Origin of the sequence: Aureibaculum luteum, from assembly GCF_003449015.1 — a bacterium.
Lineage (GTDB): Bacteria > Bacteroidota > Bacteroidia > Flavobacteriales > Flavobacteriaceae > Aureibaculum > Aureibaculum luteum.
Window position 1 is genome coordinate 1 of record NZ_QRGD01000009.1, and the last position, 19,819, is coordinate 19,819.

General features: G+C 30.5%; 20 protein-coding genes. 12 read left to right on the plus strand and 8 right to left on the minus strand.

What is annotated here, in order from left to right; genetic code table 11:
* The first annotated feature begins 457 nt into the window (after window positions 1-457).
* Together porQ and cmk are read left to right on the plus strand one after the other, a co-directional pair.
* Window positions 458-1,489: a type IX secretion system protein PorQ gene (gene porQ, locus D3P13_RS17920; RefSeq protein WP_117884265.1), complete on the plus strand. Its 1,032-nt coding sequence runs from the start codon at window positions 458-460 to the stop codon at window positions 1,487-1,489.
* On the plus strand, window positions 1,489-2,190 hold the full coding sequence (gene cmk, locus D3P13_RS17925; protein ID WP_117884266.1) for a (d)CMP kinase: 702 nt from the start codon (window positions 1,489-1,491) through the stop codon (window positions 2,188-2,190). Before porQ ends, cmk begins: the two co-directional genes overlap by 1 nt.
* Here cmk and D3P13_RS17930 read toward each other — a convergent pair.
* Window positions 2,187-3,188 (minus strand): DUF3179 domain-containing (seleno)protein, encoded by a 1,002-nt coding sequence (locus tag D3P13_RS17930; RefSeq protein WP_117884267.1) that lies wholly within the window; start codon window positions 3,186-3,188, stop codon window positions 2,187-2,189. The two genes, cmk and D3P13_RS17930, sit on opposite strands and share 4 nt — an antisense overlap.
* Window positions 3,189-3,230: 42 nt before the next feature.
* Entirely contained in the window at window positions 3,231-3,863 is a 633-nt protein-coding gene (locus tag D3P13_RS17935) for a 7-carboxy-7-deazaguanine synthase QueE (RefSeq protein WP_198680062.1), read from the minus strand.
* 108 nt (window positions 3,864-3,971) lie between these two features.
* Between D3P13_RS17935 and D3P13_RS17940 the strand changes: the two genes are divergently transcribed.
* The 4 genes from D3P13_RS17940 (at window position 3,972) to D3P13_RS17955 (ending at window position 7,066) form a co-directional block, all read left to right on the plus strand.
* Window positions 3,972-5,483, plus strand: a complete 1,512-nt coding sequence (locus D3P13_RS17940; RefSeq protein ID WP_117884268.1) for a helicase HerA-like domain-containing protein — start codon at window positions 3,972-3,974, stop codon at window positions 5,481-5,483.
* Between the two features lie 10 nt (window positions 5,484-5,493).
* Window positions 5,494-6,042, plus strand: coding sequence for a hypothetical protein (locus D3P13_RS17945; protein WP_232829237.1), 549 nt, complete (start codon window positions 5,494-5,496; stop codon window positions 6,040-6,042).
* A gap of 2 nt (window positions 6,043-6,044) precedes the next feature.
* A complete protein-coding gene (locus D3P13_RS17950; RefSeq protein WP_117884270.1) occupies window positions 6,045-6,542 on the plus strand; it encodes a YkgJ family cysteine cluster protein in 498 nt (165 codons plus the stop codon).
* Between the two features lie 68 nt (window positions 6,543-6,610).
* Window positions 6,611-7,066: a DUF6174 domain-containing protein gene (locus D3P13_RS17955; protein ID WP_117884271.1), complete on the plus strand. Its 456-nt coding sequence runs from the start codon at window positions 6,611-6,613 to the stop codon at window positions 7,064-7,066.
* Between the two features lie 9 nt (window positions 7,067-7,075).
* On the opposite strand, the gene D3P13_RS17960 is transcribed toward D3P13_RS17955, so the two are convergent.
* Both D3P13_RS17960 and D3P13_RS17965 read right to left on the minus strand, forming a co-directional pair.
* Window positions 7,076-8,176: a serine hydrolase domain-containing protein gene (locus tag D3P13_RS17960; RefSeq protein ID WP_117884272.1), complete on the minus strand. Its 1,101-nt coding sequence runs from the start codon at window positions 8,174-8,176 to the stop codon at window positions 7,076-7,078.
* Window positions 8,176-9,432, minus strand: a complete 1,257-nt coding sequence (locus tag D3P13_RS17965) for an exo-beta-N-acetylmuramidase NamZ family protein (protein WP_117884273.1) — start codon at window positions 9,430-9,432, stop codon at window positions 8,176-8,178. The genes D3P13_RS17960 and D3P13_RS17965 overlap by 1 nt, the downstream gene beginning before the upstream one ends.
* A gap of 5 nt (window positions 9,433-9,437) precedes the next feature.
* On the opposite strand from D3P13_RS17965, the gene D3P13_RS17970 reads away from it, so the two are divergent.
* The 3 genes from D3P13_RS17970 (at window position 9,438) to D3P13_RS17980 (ending at window position 13,432) form a co-directional block, all read left to right on the plus strand.
* Window positions 9,438-10,670 carry an ABC transporter permease gene (locus tag D3P13_RS17970; protein WP_117884276.1) on the plus strand — a complete coding sequence of 411 codons (1,233 nt, stop codon included), beginning with the start codon at window positions 9,438-9,440 and terminating at the stop codon, window positions 10,668-10,670.
* A 71-nt stretch (window positions 10,671-10,741) separates the two neighbouring features.
* Window positions 10,742-12,130, plus strand: coding sequence for a dihydrolipoyl dehydrogenase (gene lpdA / locus D3P13_RS17975; RefSeq protein WP_117884278.1), 1,389 nt, complete (start codon window positions 10,742-10,744; stop codon window positions 12,128-12,130).
* A gap of 234 nt (window positions 12,131-12,364) precedes the next feature.
* A complete protein-coding gene (locus D3P13_RS17980; RefSeq protein ID WP_117884280.1) occupies window positions 12,365-13,432 on the plus strand; it encodes a DUF3829 domain-containing protein in 1,068 nt (355 codons plus the stop codon).
* Here the strand turns inward: D3P13_RS17980 and D3P13_RS17985 are convergent.
* From D3P13_RS17985 to D3P13_RS18000, 4 genes are all read right to left on the minus strand, one after another.
* Window positions 13,357-14,028 carry a hypothetical protein gene (locus tag D3P13_RS17985; protein ID WP_117884282.1) on the minus strand — a complete coding sequence of 224 codons (672 nt, stop codon included), beginning with the start codon at window positions 14,026-14,028 and terminating at the stop codon, window positions 13,357-13,359. The genes D3P13_RS17980 and D3P13_RS17985 overlap by 76 nt on opposite strands.
* A 111-nt stretch (window positions 14,029-14,139) precedes the next feature.
* Window positions 14,140-14,877: a zinc-dependent peptidase gene (locus D3P13_RS17990; RefSeq protein ID WP_232829238.1), complete on the minus strand. Its 738-nt coding sequence runs from the start codon at window positions 14,875-14,877 to the stop codon at window positions 14,140-14,142.
* A gap of 22 nt (window positions 14,878-14,899) precedes the next feature.
* Window positions 14,900-15,310, minus strand: a complete 411-nt coding sequence (locus D3P13_RS17995; protein WP_117884284.1) for a hypothetical protein — start codon at window positions 15,308-15,310, stop codon at window positions 14,900-14,902.
* Window positions 15,311-15,416: 106 nt separating this feature from the next.
* On the minus strand, window positions 15,417-16,121 hold the full coding sequence (locus D3P13_RS18000; protein WP_117884286.1) for a hypothetical protein: 705 nt from the start codon (window positions 16,119-16,121) through the stop codon (window positions 15,417-15,419).
* A 190-nt stretch (window positions 16,122-16,311) separates the two neighbouring features.
* On the opposite strand from D3P13_RS18000, the gene tpx reads away from it, so the two are divergent.
* The 3 genes from tpx to D3P13_RS18015 all read left to right on the plus strand — a co-directional run bounded on the left by tpx (window position 16,312) and on the right by D3P13_RS18015 (window position 19,816).
* Entirely contained in the window at window positions 16,312-16,815 is a 504-nt protein-coding gene (tpx, locus tag D3P13_RS18005) for a thiol peroxidase (RefSeq protein WP_117884288.1), read from the plus strand.
* A gap of 105 nt (window positions 16,816-16,920) precedes the next feature.
* Entirely contained in the window at window positions 16,921-17,292 is a 372-nt protein-coding gene (locus D3P13_RS18010) for a diacylglycerol kinase (protein ID WP_117884290.1), read from the plus strand.
* 121 nt (window positions 17,293-17,413) lie between these two features.
* Window positions 17,414-19,816 carry a DNA translocase FtsK gene (locus D3P13_RS18015; protein ID WP_117884292.1) on the plus strand — a complete coding sequence of 801 codons (2,403 nt, stop codon included), beginning with the start codon at window positions 17,414-17,416 and terminating at the stop codon, window positions 19,814-19,816.
* Window positions 19,817-19,819 lie beyond the last annotated feature (3 nt).

Below are 19,819 nucleotides of genomic sequence, written 5' to 3' on the forward strand. Positions count from 1 at the left end.
ACTGCCACTAGGTGGGAGAGTATGTCGTCGCCTTTCTTTTAAACCTTCATTATTAATTTAATGAAGGTTTTTTTATGATTTTAATTGGGTTATTTAGACTCACTAATATTGTAACTTTTTTATATAACCTATCATTTTAAATGGTAGGTATTTTTTTGAGAATAATCAGCTTAATTTAAATAAGCATTAGTAAAACAAAACCATAGTAAAACAAAAATAAATAGAGACAGATGAAAGCGATTAAAGAAAAGAACGGAAAGAATATAACTGCAATTGTTATAACAAATACTATTGCGAAGCGAAAAATTTGGACAAATAGAAGAAGATATTCATTTTAAATAAATGAAAATTATTAAAATTCTCATTATAACATAATGAGAATTTTTTTTGCTAAAATTGAAAATATTATTAAATAATTACATTATAACCCATTTTTCTAGTTTCTTTGTGAAACCTAATGAAACATATTTTAATCATAGCGATTTTATCTATTTCAAACTTCACTTTTGCACAAGTGGGAGGTGAAAACGTATTTAATTTTTTAAATGTTAGTACGTCAGCACGACAGGCTGCCTTAGGTGGTGAAGTATTAACGTTATATGATGATGTTAATCAACCTTTGTGGAATCCATCAACTATAAACAAAGAAATAGACAATCAGGCTTCTGTTAGTTATGTTGATTTTTTGGCTGATATTAATTATGGTTCAGCAACATTTGCTCATTTAATTAATAGACGAATAGGTACATTACATGCCGGAGTTACCTATGTAAATTATGGAACGTTTATCGGTGCAGATGAGTATGGTCAAGAAACTGGAACTTTTAAGGCAAAAGATCTTGCTTTGTCAGTTGGCTATGCTTATAGAATTCCTAAAAGTAATTTTCACGCTGGTGCTAATCTAAAATATATCAGTTCTAGTATTCAAAATTATACATCAAATGGAATAGCCGTTGATTTTGGCTTAACTTATTTTAATGATAATAAACCATTTATAATATCAGGAGTTATAAGGAATATTGGTTATCAGATTAATGTTTTTGATGAGGAAAGAGAAACTTTACCTTTAGAAATTGCTGTGGGTGCATCTTATAGATTGACTAATGTTCCATTACAATGGCATGTCACTCTTGATAATTTACAAAAGTGGAATGTGGCTGTAAGGAATCCATCTGATAGTCAAACGAGTATAGACGGAGAAACTTCAAATGATAATATTTCATTTTTAGATAATGCTTTTAGGCATGTAGTGGTAGGAGCAGAACTTTTTCCTGACAAGGTCTTTAATTTGCGTTTAGGCTATAGCTTTAGGAGAGGTAAGGAATTACGATTAACAGAAAGTAGAACTTTTGCTGGACTATCGGCTGGGTTCGGTTTACAATTAGGTAGATTAAAGTTTAATTATGCTTTTACGAAATACCATCCGGTAACGAATACAAATACATTTACCTTGAATATTAATTTAGCCAAGAAAAATTTTAATAAGTAATGTCAAAAAAAATAATTATTGCTATAGATGGGTTTTCATCTACAGGTAAAAGTACTATAGCCAAGCAATTGTCTAAACAATTAGGATATGCTTATGTTGATACAGGAGCTATGTATAGGGCTGTAACTTTTTATGCAATGCAACATAATTATGTAAGTGCTGATTTTTTAAAAGAGGAAGAGTTAATTAAAAATCTTAAAGAAATTAGCCTGAAATTTAAGTACAACGAAAAACTGAAATTTTCAGAGATGTATTTGAATGATAAAAATATAGAGAAAGAAATTAGGACTATGGAAGTTTCTCGTATGGTAAGTAAAGTTGCTGCGATTTCAGCAGTACGTAGAAAGTTAGTTGAACAACAACAAGAAATGGGGAAGGATAAAGGACTTGTAATGGATGGTAGAGATATTGGTACTGTTGTTTTTCCTGAAGCTGAATTAAAGTTGTTTATGACTGCTTCTGCAGAAAAACGTGCAACTAGACGCTATAAAGAATTATTAGATAAAGGAGATAAAGTCAGTTTTGAAGAAGTTTTACAAAACGTTCAACAGAGAGATCATATTGACTCTACCCGTAAAGATTCTCCACTTATTCAAGCAGAGGATGCTATTGAATTTGATAATAGTGATATGGGGTTAAAAGAACAATTTGAGAGAATATTGTCCTTAGTAAATATTAGACTTGCAACTTTAGATAGTTAATCATTAATATTGAGAATAGTAAAGAAATCTTTCCATGCCCAGTTTTGAGCTATATAAGCTTTAGGAGATTCTAATTGCGTTCCAGCATCGGGACCTGATACTGCGTATCCAAAAATATTATAAATATTTTCTTTAGAATCAGTAATGATATTTGGGAATTTATCTTCTTTCAAAAGTGATAATGTAACATTTTGAGGTTCATAATATGAAGTGAAAAACTTCATGCTTTTACTCCCTATAATAATTGCGGACCGTTGGTTTAATGTAGTGCTTACCGATTGTATTCCAATAGAGAAATTTTCATATTTGAAAAGTTCAATTTCTTCATCAATTTTTTTATTGAAAATACCATATGTAAAATCTGCATTTCCCAAGATTGATTCAGCTCTTTTTTTAAAAATAGATTTGTTTTTTATATTGTGGTTGAAAACTTTGGCATCAGGAAAATAATCTTTTACAAGTTTCCAATGGGTTTCTATTAAATTAAAATTATCCAAGGATTTATCAGCAAATTCTCCTTTTATCCCTTTCATAAGCATTTGAGACCAATACATTGTCAAATTTTCGTCAGATGGAACCATGTTATCTTTGTATAAATAACCAGAAGCTATTAAGTTGTAAATCTTATCGTTAATTTTTCTATTAAAACAAATGGCACTTTTTGTTAATGGACAAAAAGATACAGCGATATAGTGATCGTCGAAAAAATCATTTATGATTTCAAAATGATTTGTATAATAATAAGGATAAACACGAACTTCCTTTTTAAAGCTTATAAGTGCGACTTTTGAGCTGTCGTTTAAATCACTAATTTCATTGACAGATTTAAAATTTGGGGTATTCATTAAGTCAAAAAGACCTTTACCTCCAGTAATATTATTATTGTTTATAGTCCACTCTTCTTGTTCAGTTATTTCAAATTCATCACTAACTGGAGAATTATCTTGACAAGACCAAACTATTATTACGAGTAATATGTTTAAAATATTTCGTAGCATATTACGTAATTGTCGAAAAAACAATACAATCCTTACACTCTCTTAAGGGATATTTAAATATTTATGTGTTTGTAATGAAATTTTCCATTTTGGATTACTCATAACATAATCAACAATCATAGGTGTCATTTTTTCTTGATTGCTCCATTCTGGTTGTAAAAATAAAACACAATCATTACCAACTTTGCTAGCTTGTTCTTCTGCAAACTGGAAGTCATTTTTATTATAAATAATTACTTTTAGCTCGTTCGCTCTATCATAAACTTCTTGTAATGGTAATTTATTTTTTTTAGGCGAGAGGCAAATCCAATCCCATTTTCCTGTTAAGGTGTATGCACCTGAAGTTTCAATGTGAGTTTTTAATCCTTCTGATTGAAGGTGTTCTGTTAAATAATCCATGTTATACATCAGAGGTTCCCCTCCTGTAACAACTATGGTGTCGCTATATTTTTTTGCGTTTTGAACTATTAGATTTGTCATTGTAGCAGGATGTAAATCTGCATTCCAACTTTCTTTTACATCGCACCAATGACACCCAACATCGCAACCTCCAACTCTAATGAAATAAGCTGCTGTACCTGTATGGTAGCCTTCTCCTTGTATGGTATAGAACTCTTCCATTAATGGTAGAATTTCACCTTTATTTAATAATTGTTGCGTTTTATCATCTATCATGTTGCAAAGATAGTCGGATTGTGTTAATAATGCTATAATTTTAGTATTTGGATTCTCACTTTAATTTTTTAATCTTACTTTTATAGTCTCAAATGACACTGAAAAATTATGAGCAAAAAAGATGAATTCTTTAATTATATAAACGAAGGATATAAAGCGAAAGGAGAATATATAACTTTAGGTTCTGCAATGTTAGGCGAAGAAACGGTTACTGAAGCTTTTGTAAACATCCCATTAAAAACATTAAATCGACATGGTTTAATTGCTGGGGCAACTGGAACAGGTAAAACAAAGACGCTGCAAGTTTTAGCTGAAAATCTATCTGAAAAGGGAATTCCTGTTTTATTGATGGATGTAAAAGGTGATTTAAGTGGTTTGGCGAAGGCAAGTCCTGGGCATGCTAAAATTGATGAACGTCATACTAAAATTGGTTTGCCGTTTGAAGCAAGAGGATTTCCTGTTGAAATTTTAACTTTATCTGAGCAAGATGGTACGCGATTGAGAGCTACAGTTTCAGAATTTGGTCCTGTTTTATTATCAAGAATTTTGGATTTATCAGAAACTCAGAGTGGTATAGTTGCTATACTCTTTAAATATTGTGATGATAATAAATTGCCGTTATTAGATTTAAAGGATTTTAAAAAGGTATTACAATACGCAACACAAGAAGGCAAGAAGGAATTAGAAAGTGAGTATGGACGAATTTCAACATCTTCAACGGGTTCTATTCTGCGGAAAGTTGTAGAAATTGAACAGCAAGGTGGAGAATTATTTTTTGGAGAACGTTCATTTGAGGTTAGTGATCTAACAAGGGTTGATGATAATGGCAAAGGAATGATTTCTGTTTTAAGATTAACGGACATTCAAGATAAACCAAAGTTGTTTTCAACTTTTATGTTGCAGTTATTAGCCGAAATTTATGATACTTTTCCTGAGCAAGGAGATTCTGGAAGACCTGAATTAGTACTTTTTATTGATGAGGCTCACCTAATATTTAATGAAGCATCAAAAGCATTATTGAATCAAATTGAGAGTATTGTAAAATTAATCCGATCTAAAGGTGTTGGTATTTATTTTGTGACTCAAAACCCTAAAGACGTTCCTTCAGATGTTTTGTCGCAATTAGGTTTGAAAATACAACATGCATTGCGGGCTTTTACTGCAAATGATAGAAAAGCGATAAAACTCACAGCAGAAAACTATCCTGATTCTGACTATTATGATACCGCTGAAGTACTGACTCAATTGGGTATTGGAGAGGCGTTAGTATCTTGTTTAAATGAGAAAGGCATTCCCACTCCATTAGCAAGAACAATGTTAAGAGCTCCTATGAGTAGGATGGATGTTTTAACAGATAAAGAGTTGAAAGAATTAATTGCTCAATCTAAAATTGCAAAAAAGTATAACGAGGAAATAGATAGAGAAAGTGCTTATGAATTATTAGGAGAAAAAATTGAGAGAGCGGAGGAATTAGAAGTAAAAGAGAAAGAAGCAAAATCTAAAACAAGTCGTAAAACTTCAACAAGAAGTAGCACAAGAATGAATCCTATTGTTAAATTGTTGACGAGTGCTACATTTATGAGAGGTGTTTTGGGAATATTAAAAAAAGCAATGAAATAAATAAAATTTTATGAAAAAGTTAGTACTATTAATTTGTGTTGTGTCGTTAACCATGATTCAATGTAAAGAAGAAACAAATTATACTATAGCTAAAGAGCAAGTAGGTAAAATAACAGGGATGACTCAAATACAGGAGTTAGAATCAATATTTAAAAACGATTCAATTGTATCACATTTAGGTAAAGACAACGTTGCTGAAGCATCTTATGATGAATATTTAGTATATAGTAAGGAAGGAGATCATTTATTAACCATTGTTCCTAAAACAGAGCAAGACTCCTCTTCAACTATTGAGAATATCCAAATTTATGATAAAACCTATAAGACGACTAAAGGATTAGGTGTAAAGGGAGTTTTTAAAGATATTGTAGATAATTATACTGTGAATAAGGTGCAATCTACCTTTAGTACAGCTGTTTTATTTGTAGATGAACTAAATGCTACCATTACTATTGATAAAAAAGAGTTAGGTGTAAAAGATTTTGGTACTCAAAAAATTAAATTGGAGCAAATACCTGATTTAGCAAAAATTAAGGGAATTACGCTTTGGTTTAAATAAGGATGAGAGCAACACCAGAAAATTTAGCAGAGTTATGTAAAGAGAAAAAAACGGAGACAACGAAGTATTTTGCAAAACTCCGAAAAAAAACTCCTAAGAAGTTAGATTTGACAATGCAGGAGTCGCATGATGATGAATTTGAAAAATTTGATTGCTTAACATGTGCAAATTGTTGTAAAACAACAAGTCCAATTTTTACGAATAAGGATATATCTAGAATTTCTAAACATTTTAGAATGAAGGAAATTAATTTCATTTCAACTTATTTAGAAAAAGATGAGGATGATTTTATGATACTAAAGCAAGCACCATGTACTTTTTTGGATGAAAGTGATAATACGTGTACGATATATGACGTGAGACCTAAGGCGTGCAGTGAATATCCACATACGAACAGAAAAAAGTTTATTCAGTTAACAAATCTTACCTTAAAAAACACTGAAATTTGTCCCGCTGTATATAATATTATTGAAAAATTGAAGGTAAAATTACCATTATAAGATTTGTTAGGAATTTTCTTACGCAACCATATTTCTTTTTAACATCTTAATAGTATCAATTCATTACTATGGTACGCAAAGCATTTTTTTTATTGGTTTTATTAGTTTCATTTAATTCATGTGATACTGATGATGAAGCAGCTATTAGTGATTTTGAAATAGCCAAAGCCAAATGGGAAAAGCTCCAATTTAAAGATTATACCATTCAAGAGAATACCTCCTGTTTTTGTGGTGGATTGTTAGAATGGACAACTAAAGTGACTAGTAACGAAAAAGACACTGTTTATTACGATGATTCTAAACTGTATAAGGGGCAAACCTACCAAATGGTTTTTGATGGTGCTAAAACAATTGATGAAGCTTTTGATTTTATAGAACAATTTGATGTAAAAACAGTATATTATTTTGATGTAGTATACGATGAGCAATTTGGATTTCCAAAAAGTATTTCTATAGATTATGTAGAAAATATGGCTGACGATGAAATCACATATTTATATAGTAATTTTACACCCACGAAATAATCTTTACGATTATTTTAGAAATATCTGTTCTAATTGATTCCCCAATTCCTTTATTTTAGCGTTAGATAAGTTTGATAAAATAACGATAACTACTTTTTCTTCTGGATACATTAATAGGAGGGAAGAGGCTCCAATACCTCCGCCAGAATGGGAATAGCGATGCGTTTCTTTTTTTGTAGTATTTGTAGCAAATCCAATACCGTAATTGGTTTTTTTACCATCATTTATTACTTGTGATGTTACCAATTCAGTTACAATTTTATTGTTTACTAATGTGGGGTTGATAATTTCATTACCAAATAGAATTAGGTCATTTACTGTTGATAGAAAGCCACCCCCAGCAGCTTTAAATTCATTATTAACCACAGGGCCAATAATTATATCACCAGCATTGGTTTTTTTGTAAAATTGAGTTTTATGAGGTACAATTGAATCTGCTATTTCTAAAACTGTATTATTCATTTTTAAGGGTTCAAAAACTTCATTTTTCATATAAATAGAAAAAGGTTGATTGGCAGTTTTTTGAACTACTTCACTCAATAAATTCCATCCATAAGTACTGTATTTATAATCTGTACCTGGTTTAAATAATAAAGGATCGTTTTTGAATATACTTAGGCCTTCAGTAATATTCATTTTTTTGTTTAGTAGAAACTCTTTTCCTTTATAATGCCTAATTCCTGCAATGTGACCGGCAACTTGTTTTACTGTAAAATCATATTTCTTTTTAGGATAATTAGGTAAATATGCATAAATACTTGTATTAAAATTTAGTTTCCCGTCTTCTACTAGTTTAGCCAAAGCCAAAGCAGTTAGTGATTTAGAGATACTCGCAATTCGAAATTGTGTTTTTGCAGGATCAACTTTAGATTGTTTTTCTAGATCTCCATATCCCAAACCGATTGAATAAATGATACCATCATTTTTAGAAACGGCTATGGCTAAACCAGGAATTTTCTCTTTTTGTAAAAATCGAAGTGCTATAGCACTAGCAGAGTCACTCTCCTTTTGGTAATTAGAAGGAGGTGGTAAAGATCGTTTTGGAGGAGCTGATTGTGCGGTACAAAAATTATATGCTAGGATTGTTATTACAAAAAGTAACTTCTTCATTAATTATAAATTAAATATTTTAATCTTATTTTTTTAAAGTTTTCAATATCTGCTTGCCAAGTTTTTTTAATCTCATTTGAAGTTAATCCTTGTTCAATTTGTTGTTGCATTTTTTTTGTGCCTGCTAGTTTAGGCATAAAGCTGTTGAAAAAATTCTCCTTATCCTTACTTTTATTATAGGTTTCAATAAGCCATTCCAAATTAATAGAATTTAACTTTTTGACAGTTCTTAAATCTTTTCCATAACACAACTCACCTTTAAATTTAGGGTTTTTAGCACCTTCATTTGATTGCGGTTTAAAAGTGAAATTTGCCTTTGGTAAAAATGGAGCTCCAAATATTTGGAATTGCATTTCAGTACCTCTACCAGCACTTATTTCAGTACCCTCAAAAAAACATAGACTAGGATATAAATTTATTGATGTGTCATTAGGAAGGTTTGGTGAGGGTTTAATAGGGAGACTATATGGTGTTTGATGTGTATAATTTTTTAAAGGCATCACCGTTAAGTCACATTTTACATCATTTTCTAGCCATTTTTCACCATTTATCATTTGTGCATATTCACCTATTGTCATTCCATACACAATAGGTACAGGATGCATACCTACAAAACTCTTATATTTTTCCTCTCTCATTGGTCCGTCAATATAATGCCCATTCGGGTTTGGGCGATCAATTACTATTACAGGAATATTAGCTTCAGCACAAGCCTCCATCACATAGTGTAAAGTTGATATATATGTATAGAATCTTGTACCCACATCTTGTATATCAAAAATTATAATATCTAAATCTTTTAACTGTTCATAAGATGGTTTTTTATTTTTACCATATAATGATATTGTTGGTAAGCCTGTAATAGGATCTTTACCATCGGCAATTTTTTCACCAGCATCTGCTTTACCTCTGAAGCCATGTTCAGGTGCAAATACTTTTTTAATATCAATATTTAAAGAAATTAAGGTGTCAACAAGATGCGTAAAATCATTTTTTTTATTTTTCACTACACTCGTGTGATTACCTACAATCCCTATACGTTTTTGTTTAATTGAACTTAGATAATTTACTGGTGTAGAAATTATTATATCGCTAGCAATATCTGATAGTGACAAGCTGTCATGTACTGTATTTTGACTAATTTGGGTGTTATTTATTGTATTTTCACTTGCCGATTTATCTTTACATGAAATCAATGTGAAAACCAAAATAGAAACCCAAAAGAAATACGTATTTTTGAAATTGAAATTTATCATAAGGTTTGAACTACGAGTTATTTTTAGCTAAAAGAATTATTACTGGTAAACAGCATAAAAGTAGTATATCTTCATCAATTATAAAAATTGCTATAACGGCAATTGCTTTAGGAATTATTATCATGCTAATTTCTATTGCCACTACTGTTGGTCTTCAAAAAAAGATTAAAGAAAAAATATCTGGTTTTAATGGTCATATTCAAATTGCGAATTACGAGGATAATAATTCTCAAATTACTGTAAGCCCAATTTCTATAAATCAAGATTTCTATCCCGAATTTAAAAATGTTGAAGGAATAAAAAACGTTCAGAGTTTTGCAACCAAGGCAGGAATAATTAGAACGGAATCAAATTTTGAAGGTGTAATTTATAAAGGTGTAAATACTGATTTTGATTGGTCATTTTTCAAAACCTATTTAGTAGAAGGACATCTATTAAATATTACAGATAAAACATCTAATGATGTTTTAATATCTAAATTTATCTCCGAAAGACTGAATCTGAAATTGAATGATAAGTTTAACTTATTTTTTATAAAAGATGACGGTTCTCCACCCAATAGAAGAGTACCAACAGTTGTGGGTATTTATAATTCAGGGTATAAGGAATTTGATGAAAATTTTATTATTGGAGACATCAAAACTGTACAACGGTTAAACAAGTGGGAAGCAGATCAAATTGGAGGATTTGAAGTGATATTAGATGATTTTGATCAATTAGAAGAAAAAGGGACAGAAGTTTATAATCAAGTGGGGTCTACACTCAATGCACAAACCATTTCTGAAAAGTATGCACCTATTTTTGAATGGCTAGATCTTCTTGATACAAATATTATTGTCATAATTATAATCATGATATTGATAGCGGGTATTAATATGATTACGGCGTTGCTTGTATTAATTTTAGAACGCACACAAATGATTGGTATTTTAAAATCTTTAGGGAGTTCTAATTGGAGTATTCGTAAAATATTTTTATATAACGCCTCATATCTAATAGTAAAAGGATTATTTTGGGGTAATATTATTGGTATAGGCCTATTATTAAGTCAAAAATATTTTGGCTTTATTAAACTAAACCCTGAAAATTACTATGTAAATGAGGCTCCAGTTTATATCAGTGTTAATATGGTCTTAATACTTAACATTAGTACATTAATTTTATGTTTGCTAATGTTGTTAATTCCATCTTATATAGTTAGTAAGATTAACCCTGTAAAAGCAATAAAATTTGATTAAATTTGTAATCGAGTTTTTTAAATAAAGTATCTGTTATAAAGATTTAAGAATAAAAAGATAAATATTACAAAATGAAATACGACGTAATTATCATAGGAAGCGGACCTGGAGGATATGTAACTGCAATTAGAGCATCTCAATTAGGTTTTAAAGTTGCTATTGTTGAAAAAGAAAAATTAGGTGGAATTTGCCTTAACTGGGGTTGTATACCAACCAAAGCTCTATTAAAAAGTGCTCAAGTATATGAGTATTTAAAACATGTGGATGCTTATGGTTTAAAAGCCAAAGAAATAGATAAGGACTTTTCTGCGGTAATTCAAAGGAGTCGTAATGTTGCTGATGGTATGAGTAAGGGGGTTCAATTCTTAATGAAAAAAAATAAGATTGACGTAATTGAAGGATTTGGAAAAATTAAAGCTGGAAAAAAAGTTGATGTTACTGATACTAATGATAAAGTTACTGAGTATTCAGCTGATCATATTATAGTGGCAACGGGTGCTCGTTCTCGTCAATTACCATTTTTACCTATTGATGGTAAAAAAGTTATTGGTTATAGAGAAGCAATGACTTTACCAAAACAACCTAAAAAAATGATTGTTGTAGGTTCTGGGGCAATTGGTGTTGAGTTTGCTTATTTCTATCATTCAATGGGAACTGAAGTAACCATAGTTGAATATTTACCGAATTTAGTGCCTTTAGAAGACGAAGAAGTTTCTAAGCAATTTGGACGTTCTTTCAAAAAGTCAGGTATAAAAGTAATGACTGAAAGTAGTGTTACTAAGGTTGATACTTCAGGTAGTGGAGTAAAAGCGTTTGTTAAAACTAAAAAAGGCGAAGAAGTATTAGAAGCAGATATTATTTTATCAGCTGTTGGAATAAAAACGAATATTGAAAACATAGGTTTAGAAGATGTTGGTATTGCTACGGACAAAGATAAAATTATAGTAAATGATTTTTACCAAACCAATTTACCAGGTTATTATGCTATTGGTGATGTGGTTCATGGTCCAGCTTTAGCTCACGTAGCTTCTGCAGAAGGTATTACTTGTGTTGAGAAAATTGCTGGATTAAATCCCGAAGCCATAGATTATGGAAATGTTCCAGGTTGTACGTATGCTACTCCTGAAATTGCTTCTGTTGGAATGACTGAGGCTCAGGCTAAAGAAGCGGGTTACGAATTAAAAGTTGGTAAGTTTCCTTTTTCTGCATCAGGTAAAGCTCAGGCCTCTGGAAACCCTGAAGGATTTGTAAAAGTAATCTTTGATGCGAAGTATGGAGAATGGTTAGGTTGTCATATGATTGGAGCAGGTGTTACAGATATGATCGCTGAGGCTGTTTTGGGTAGAAAATTAGAGACTACAGGTCATGAAGTGTTAAAAACTATTCATCCTCACCCAACAATGAGTGAAGCTGTTATGGAAGCTGTGGCTGATGCATATGATGAAGTGATTCATTTATAATTGATCATATAAATAGAATAAGCTTTTAAAGCTAATTTTATTATTGTAAAATAAATAATAAAAACCCAAAGTATTTTGCTTTGGGTTTTTTGCTTTTAAGAAACGTTTTTTTATTCTTTGGTAATTTGATCTTACGGATTACCTTATCATAAAAACCCTAAATACAGGGGTGTTATGTAGAGTTAGCTCCTTTAGTTTTGTGATTGAAATCATTTAAACGATAAAGACTATACCATGATACTAAAAAGAATAATTGTACTCTCACTTTTTTCAATTGTATTTTATGCTTGTAATAATAACATTGATGAAAATTTGAATAATCAGGTAAATAACATTTCTGTACAGAAACCATCAGCTTATGATCAAAAATTAATAAAAATTGCTTCTATTGATAAAAGCTTTACTAATTATTCGGTTAGAGCTTTTGAAGTTTATAATGATTATATCAGTTTGTTTGGTAGTAACCCGGATAAAATGGAATTAGATACAATTGTTAAATTTTCTCAAATTGACGATTCTCAAATACATTCTTTAAAGCTTTTAGATAGTGCCATCACATTACCCGTTTTGAAAGAGCTAAATCCTTTAATTAGATCCTATAAAATAAATGCAAGAGCCTTTGCGGTAACCATTAATAGCTGTAAGTCTTATTATACTAAGAAGGAATATAAAAAAGATAAATATAATCAGGCAGGTGTATTGCATAAACTAACTATAGACATCTATTCTAAATTTAAAAAAGCAGATAGTATTTTAAGAATAAAAAGCGAAAAAATAGCTCAAAGTTTAGAAAACGAATATTTATACTCCTTGAATAAAGCAGGATTAGAAGTTGAATATTTAGCAATAGTAGGGAAAAAGGATGTGGATAATTTAAACACCCTTCTTAGTTCTAGTACTTATAATGATTTAAAAGTAGAAAAATTAGCAGGTTTACAATACAAAATTGAATCTAATTTTAACAAGTTAACAGAGTTAAAGCAATCTGACCTGAAGCAATTCAATCATAATACTACAGTTTATTATTCAAATTTAGAACAATTGAATCATTCTTTTAATGAGCTTATTCAACGTAAAAATGATAAAAAAAAGTTTTCAAAAGACGAATTGAAAAAGTTAAATAAAAATAAAATAGCTGCTAGTTCCGTAGATGGCTCAATAGAAGCTGTATTACTATCCTGTGAAAAATTAACGGATTCTTTTAAGGATTATAAATCAGATAAGGCTTATCCTAATCCTAAAATAGCGAGCACAAAAACCGAAATTGCCAATAGTGTTAAAATACCTAGTGCAATTAAATAAATTAGAACTAATTGACGGTTTTCTGATCTTATAGAGCTAAAGTAATTGTGAGCAAAAGGAATGATGATCGGTAAAAATATAAGCAATAGGGTATAGCCTATGGTTTTTGTAATTGTTGGTGTGTCATTATCTTTTTTAATATAGATTGCTCTTGCGGTAAAATGGCAAATTATTGGATAAGAAATTAAGAGTCCTACACTATTAACCCACTCCGAAAGAGCATAAAAAACATAGCTTAATTCTTCTTTTATTATTGGTACGGAAGATAAGCCGATATTAAAAATTAGATAAAAAAAGAAAAACAGATATGCAATACGAAACCATTTAAAAGGAATACCTAAATCTTTTTGACCTACAGACTGTACTGCACCTTTTAACCAAATTATTATAATTAAAACGGGAATTAAAAAGAGATAATTAATGGTCGAAGTTAACGTTGAAATAAAATTTTTAATAGTGTTACCAGAAGTCTCTATATTTTGATTTGTTACTGAAAGCGTTGTGTGTAGAATCATTAATACCAAAGGAAGTATTACCACTAAAATGGCTAATTTTTTTGAAGAAATATTGAAAATAAAATTGGAAATACTTTTCATTTATTAGTAACCTTCTTGTTACGTTTTTAAATAACGCAATGCACTCTCAGATAGTGTAAATAAATGGTTATAAAGAATATGAGCTATCAATAAATGTGAGTAGCTATACTATTATTTTAATTCTAATGGGTTTGGTTTATTTCTAGGGTCTTGGTTTAACAATATAACCATACTTAAAAATAACTCAGGTTCATTATCATAAAAATGATGCGGTTTTTCAAAAAATGTTTCTAATGAAACAGAGAAGAGTTCAATTAAATTACTTCCGGCATAATCTCTTAAAACAACATTTTCTTTATTTTTTATTTTCAGATACTTTAAATGAGCATGCTTTTTCCATTTTTCAAAAGCACTTTCTTTAAAAATTCTACTCAAATAGGATCTTGCAGTATTTTCAAAAATCAAACAATGTCCAAATTCATGAATGGCCAAATTTAATGCATCATCATTTATTTCAAACCCTTTTTTAACGGTAGGCCATGACATGTTAACGCGTTTTGTACGCAAGTTTACATCGCCATCTAAAAGTACATTATTATGCTTATAAGCATATGATGAAGGTGTAACAAATACATGATTGAATTTGGATAAGGTGTGCATGTTTAATCCAAATGTTATTTGAGCAAAAGCACTTGAAATAATGGTTTTCATTTTTTGCGTCAATATAAAATCAGGTTTAGAATCGAAATTGGTTCTAAAGCGAAAAATTAAGGTTCTAACAAGAAAGGTTTCTTTCTTGTTCTGCGACAAACCTTCATAATAAAAATTAGAATTTATTAATATTTTATGACACTCCTCTTTTGTAGATGATTTAAAAAGGTAACTAAGCGATTTGTAAATTAGTTTCAAGTTAATCTAATAATTAGTACAATTACAAAGAACTAAATCCAACTATATCATTCCTAGTTTCTGTTTCTTCGAAGTTATTTTCTGTTTGATTAGGTTGACCTAATAAAGTGAGGAAATGTGTTTTTAAATCTGGAAACTCTAACATCAATTCTCTAAAACTAGTAGTGGCTGCTTTTGATATAAAATAGCTAATTAATTTGACAAAAGATTTAATAGATGCTTTGCTAATAATTAGAATGTTACCAAAATTAGTGTTAAAAGCAGTGAGTTGCGAGTAAAGAGTAATTGCGGCCTTTTTTATACCATGTTTTTTTACATGAATATATGCCAATCTTAAATGGGCTTCATAGGTTACAAGTACTGGAGGTAAAGTACAATTTTCGAATTGCTGTTCAAATTGCTGGTCGGTTAATAGTTGGTGCTTTTCGGTCATGACCTAGGTTTATTTTAAATGTTATATTAATAAATAATTGGTTAGGTTATTTAATAATTTATATTGTATTCTTTATAATCATAGTTCCATAGGTGTACAATATTTATTATTCTTTTACAACACCTAACGTTGCTATTTGTCCCATTCTAATATTCCAATCTTTTTCAGAAAGCAAATATCCTTTTTCGTCGAAGATTCTAATTTCTGCCGTATTTGGACCAGAAAAACCTTCATTAAGGGCTTCAATGTCTATCCGATTATAACCTTTTATAAGGTCTATATTTATAATGTAATAGAGTCCCTTTAAACTTATACTAGATTTTAACATTTTCTCATTTAAGAAAACACGTATTCTATCTCCGTCAACAAGACTATGGTCTCTCACTTCAATTCTCACCGTATTAGAACTACTATGTAACGTTCCTAAACTAAAGTCGCTAGAACGTTTTACATTACTAACATCTTTTCCGTTAAAGTATTTTTTTGTGAGTATGTCATCTTCATCTTCATCTAGTCCAGAACTAGTCATAAAATTAGAGACTTTTTTCTTTGAAATTTCAGGTGGGTTAAAATATTTATCAACATTTGACTTGAACCCCAGTAAATAAGGCTTTTTTTCTACATTAAAAATGGATTCTTTTTCAGAAGTGTCTAAAATAGATAAATCGATTGTTTTTAATACTTTTTGATTATCATTTATTAAAAGGATTGTTTTTCTTGGAACAGAATCTAGTTGTGCAATTAATTGATAGCCACTTCCTATTAATAGGATCAGGCAAAAGAGAGGTTGTATAAAACGATTTAAATACATTGCTACTATATATCAATAGTTATACCGAAGATTAGGTTTTCGGTTACATTAGTTGTCAAAAGTAGATAAAAATAGTATGTGATTTTGTTAAAAATTAATTAATACTTGTAGTAATGTCATTTAAAACCTTAGGAAACGTCAAAATTATTTAATTTTTAATGTATTTTTGGAAAAAGATAAAACAATAATTATGGCAGCAATAACTTTAAAAGGAAATAGTATACACACAACAGGTGAATTACCAAAAGTTGGAGCACAAGCTCCTGATTTTAAGTTGGTAAAAACGGATCTTTCAGAATCTACCTTATCAGATTATAAAGGTTCTAACGTAATATTAAATATTTTTCCAAGCGTTGATACAGGCACATGTGCAGCTTCAGTAAGACATTTTAATAAGGAAGCATCAGAACTAAAGAATACAAAAGTTTTATGTATTTCAAGAGATTTACCTTTTGCACAAGCACGATTCTGTGGTGCTGAAGGAATTGAAAATGTAATTAATTTGTCCGATTTTGCCACAGGTGATTTTGGTAAGGATTATGGATTAACAATTTCTGATGGACCTTTAGCTCATTTACATTCAAGAGCCGTTATTATTTTAGATGCATCAGGTAAGGTAATATATGAAGAGCAAGTACCAGAAATAGTTGACGAACCAAATTATAAGGCGGCATTAGAAGCTTTACATAGCTAATAGTTTGAATTATTAGTTTAAAAAATAATTTTCGCCTACACATAAAAAGTAGTAGATTCTTTGTGTGTAGGCGAAACTTTTGATTGATGTAGAAATATTAATTAAATGAAAAATCCGAACGATAGTTTTTTAAAGGGCAGGCTGAGAAGTTTGAAATTTGCTCTAAGGGGGGCCGTTTTACTAATTACTACAGAGCATAGTATAATGGTGCAGTTTTCTATTGCAATACTAATAACCATTTTTGGTTTTGTAATGCAAATTTCTGCTACTGAATGGATGTTTCAATTGTTGGCTATTGGAATGGTTTTAGTTGCAGAGTCCTTAAATACAGGTATTGAAAAGCTTTCAGATTTTATACATCCAGACTACCATAAAAGGATAGGGTTTATAAAAGATATTTCTGCTGGAGCAGCAACCTTTGCTGCAATTATTGCCGTTATTATTGGTTTAATAATTTATATTCCAAAATTTTCTTAAACTTTCGTAACAAAATTAATAACTCTATTATTTTGTGTACTTTTGTCGCTCAATTAGCTCAAGCAAATTTTGTTTAAGTTAATGTGCTTAAAATCAAAGATTACTGACTATTTAACTACAAATGGCAAAAAAGAAAAAGACAACAACTAAAACAGCATCAAAGACCAAGAAAAAGAACGGAATTGTTAGTTTTTTAAAGAGTAAACAGACACATCTTGTTTTTGGAATTTTTTTAGCACTATTTGGTATCTTCTTATTAGTATCTTTTTTATCATTCTTTAATACTTGGAAGGCAGATCAAAGTCAATTGCATTTATTTTCTGATCGATTGGCAGAGACCAAAAACTTATTAGGAAAGATTGGGGCAAATATGAGTCACTTTTTTATTTATAAAGGCTTTGGTGTTTCCGCATTTATTATTCCTTTTTTATTGTTTTTCTCTGGGCTTTATATCTTATTTAATATTTCGTTTAAGGCCATGAGAACGGCATGGTTTTGGGGCGTTGTTTTTATGATTTGGTTGACGGTTGCAGTAGGATTCTTTTTTCCGAAAAATGCTTTGTTATCAGGTGTTATCGGTTTTGAGATTAACGACTATCTCATAGATTTTATTGGTAAAATTGGTATTTTCTTAATTTTACTTTTTACAGCCTTGGCCTATGTGATATCTAAATTTAAAGTAACACCAGAAAGTTTAAAAGCTAATCTTCCTAAAAGGATGACAAAATCTTCTAAAAGTGTTGGTATTGATGATATAACAGATGAAGGCTATATAGCAGAAACTATTCCGGAAAAACCAATTTCAGAATTAGAATTAAAAGTAGCTAAAAAGAAAGTAGAACCTGTTCAAAAACAAGAACCTAAAGTAGTGGTTAAGGAAGAGGTAAAAGTAACACCAAATAAGTTGGAAGTTACACCTACTGTTCATGAAGAAGTGAAGATTGAAGTTGAAAAAACGTTTGAAGAAGATCATCTTGTGGAAAGTCTTTCCAATAAATTAGTTGATGACTTTGGTGAGTTCGATCCAACTTTAGAACTTTCTGAATTTAAATTCCCCAGCCTAGACTTATTAAAGGACTATGGCAATGAGAATATAACGATTGACCAAGAAGAACTTGAAGCCAACAAGGATAAAATTGTTGAGACTTTAAATAATTATAAAATTGGTATTGCAAATATTAAAGCCACTATTGGGCCGACAGTTACATTATATGAAATTGTTCCAGAAGCTGGAGTAAGAATTTCTAAAATTAAAAATTTAGAAGATGACATTGCTTTGTCATTGGCGGCTCTGGGTATTCGTATTGTTGCACCAATTCCTGGTAAAGGAACGATAGGAATTGAGGTGCCAAATAAAAATTCGACTATTGTATCGATGAAATCAGTATTATCAACGCAGAAATTTCAAACTTCTAAGATGGAATTGCCGTTGGCGTTAGGTAAAACAATTTCGAATGAAACTTTTGTAATAGATTTAGCTAAAATGCCTCACTTGCTAATGGCAGGAGCTACAGGTCAAGGTAAATCAGTTGGTTTAAATGCGGTGTTAACTTCTTTGCTTTATAAAAAACATCCAGCAGAGGTTAAGTTTGTATTGGTAGATCCCAAAAAAGTAGAACTGACCCTATTTAATAAAATTGAGCGTCATTATTTAGCCAAATTACCAGACAGTGAAGATGCGATTATTACAGATACAACCAAAGTTATACACACATTGAATTCATTGTGTATTGAGATGGATAATCGCTACGATATGCTTAAGGATGCATATGTAAGAAATATAAAAGAATATAACGTAAAGTTTAAGACAAGAAAATTAAATCCCGAAAACGGACATGCTTTCTTACCTTATATTGTATTAGTAATTGATGAGTTTGCAGATTTAATTATGACGGCAGGTAAAGAGGTTGAAACACCTATTGCTCGTTTGGCACAGTTGGCAAGGGCAGTTGGTATTCATTTAATAGTGGCAACGCAACGACCATCAGTAAATGTTATTACAGGTATTATTAAGGCGAATTTCCCGGTAAGGGTGGCCTTTAGAGTAACTTCTAAAATTGATTCTAGAACCATTTTAGATGCACAAGGAGCAGATCAGTTAATTGGTAAAGGTGATATGTTAATTTCAACAGGGAATGAGGTAACAAGGTTGCAATGTGCTTTTGTTGATACTCCAGAAGTAGATAGAATAACGGATTTTATAGGTTCGCAAAGAGCATATGCTAGTGCACATATGTTACCTGAGTATGTTGGTGAAGAAAGTGGCACAGGTATTGATATAGACATGTCAGATAGAGATGAACTGTTTGAAGATGCCTGTCATGTAATTGTAAATGCACAACAAGGTTCAGCTTCTTTATTACAAAGAAAATTGAAATTAGGTTACAATAGAGCTGGGCGAATCATAGATCAATTAGAGGCCGCAGGTATTGTAGGTAAATTTGAAGGAAGTAAAGCGAGACAAGTTTTAGTGGCAGATATTTTAGCTCTAGAGCAATTATTAAAGGATGAAAAAGGACTTTAGGCT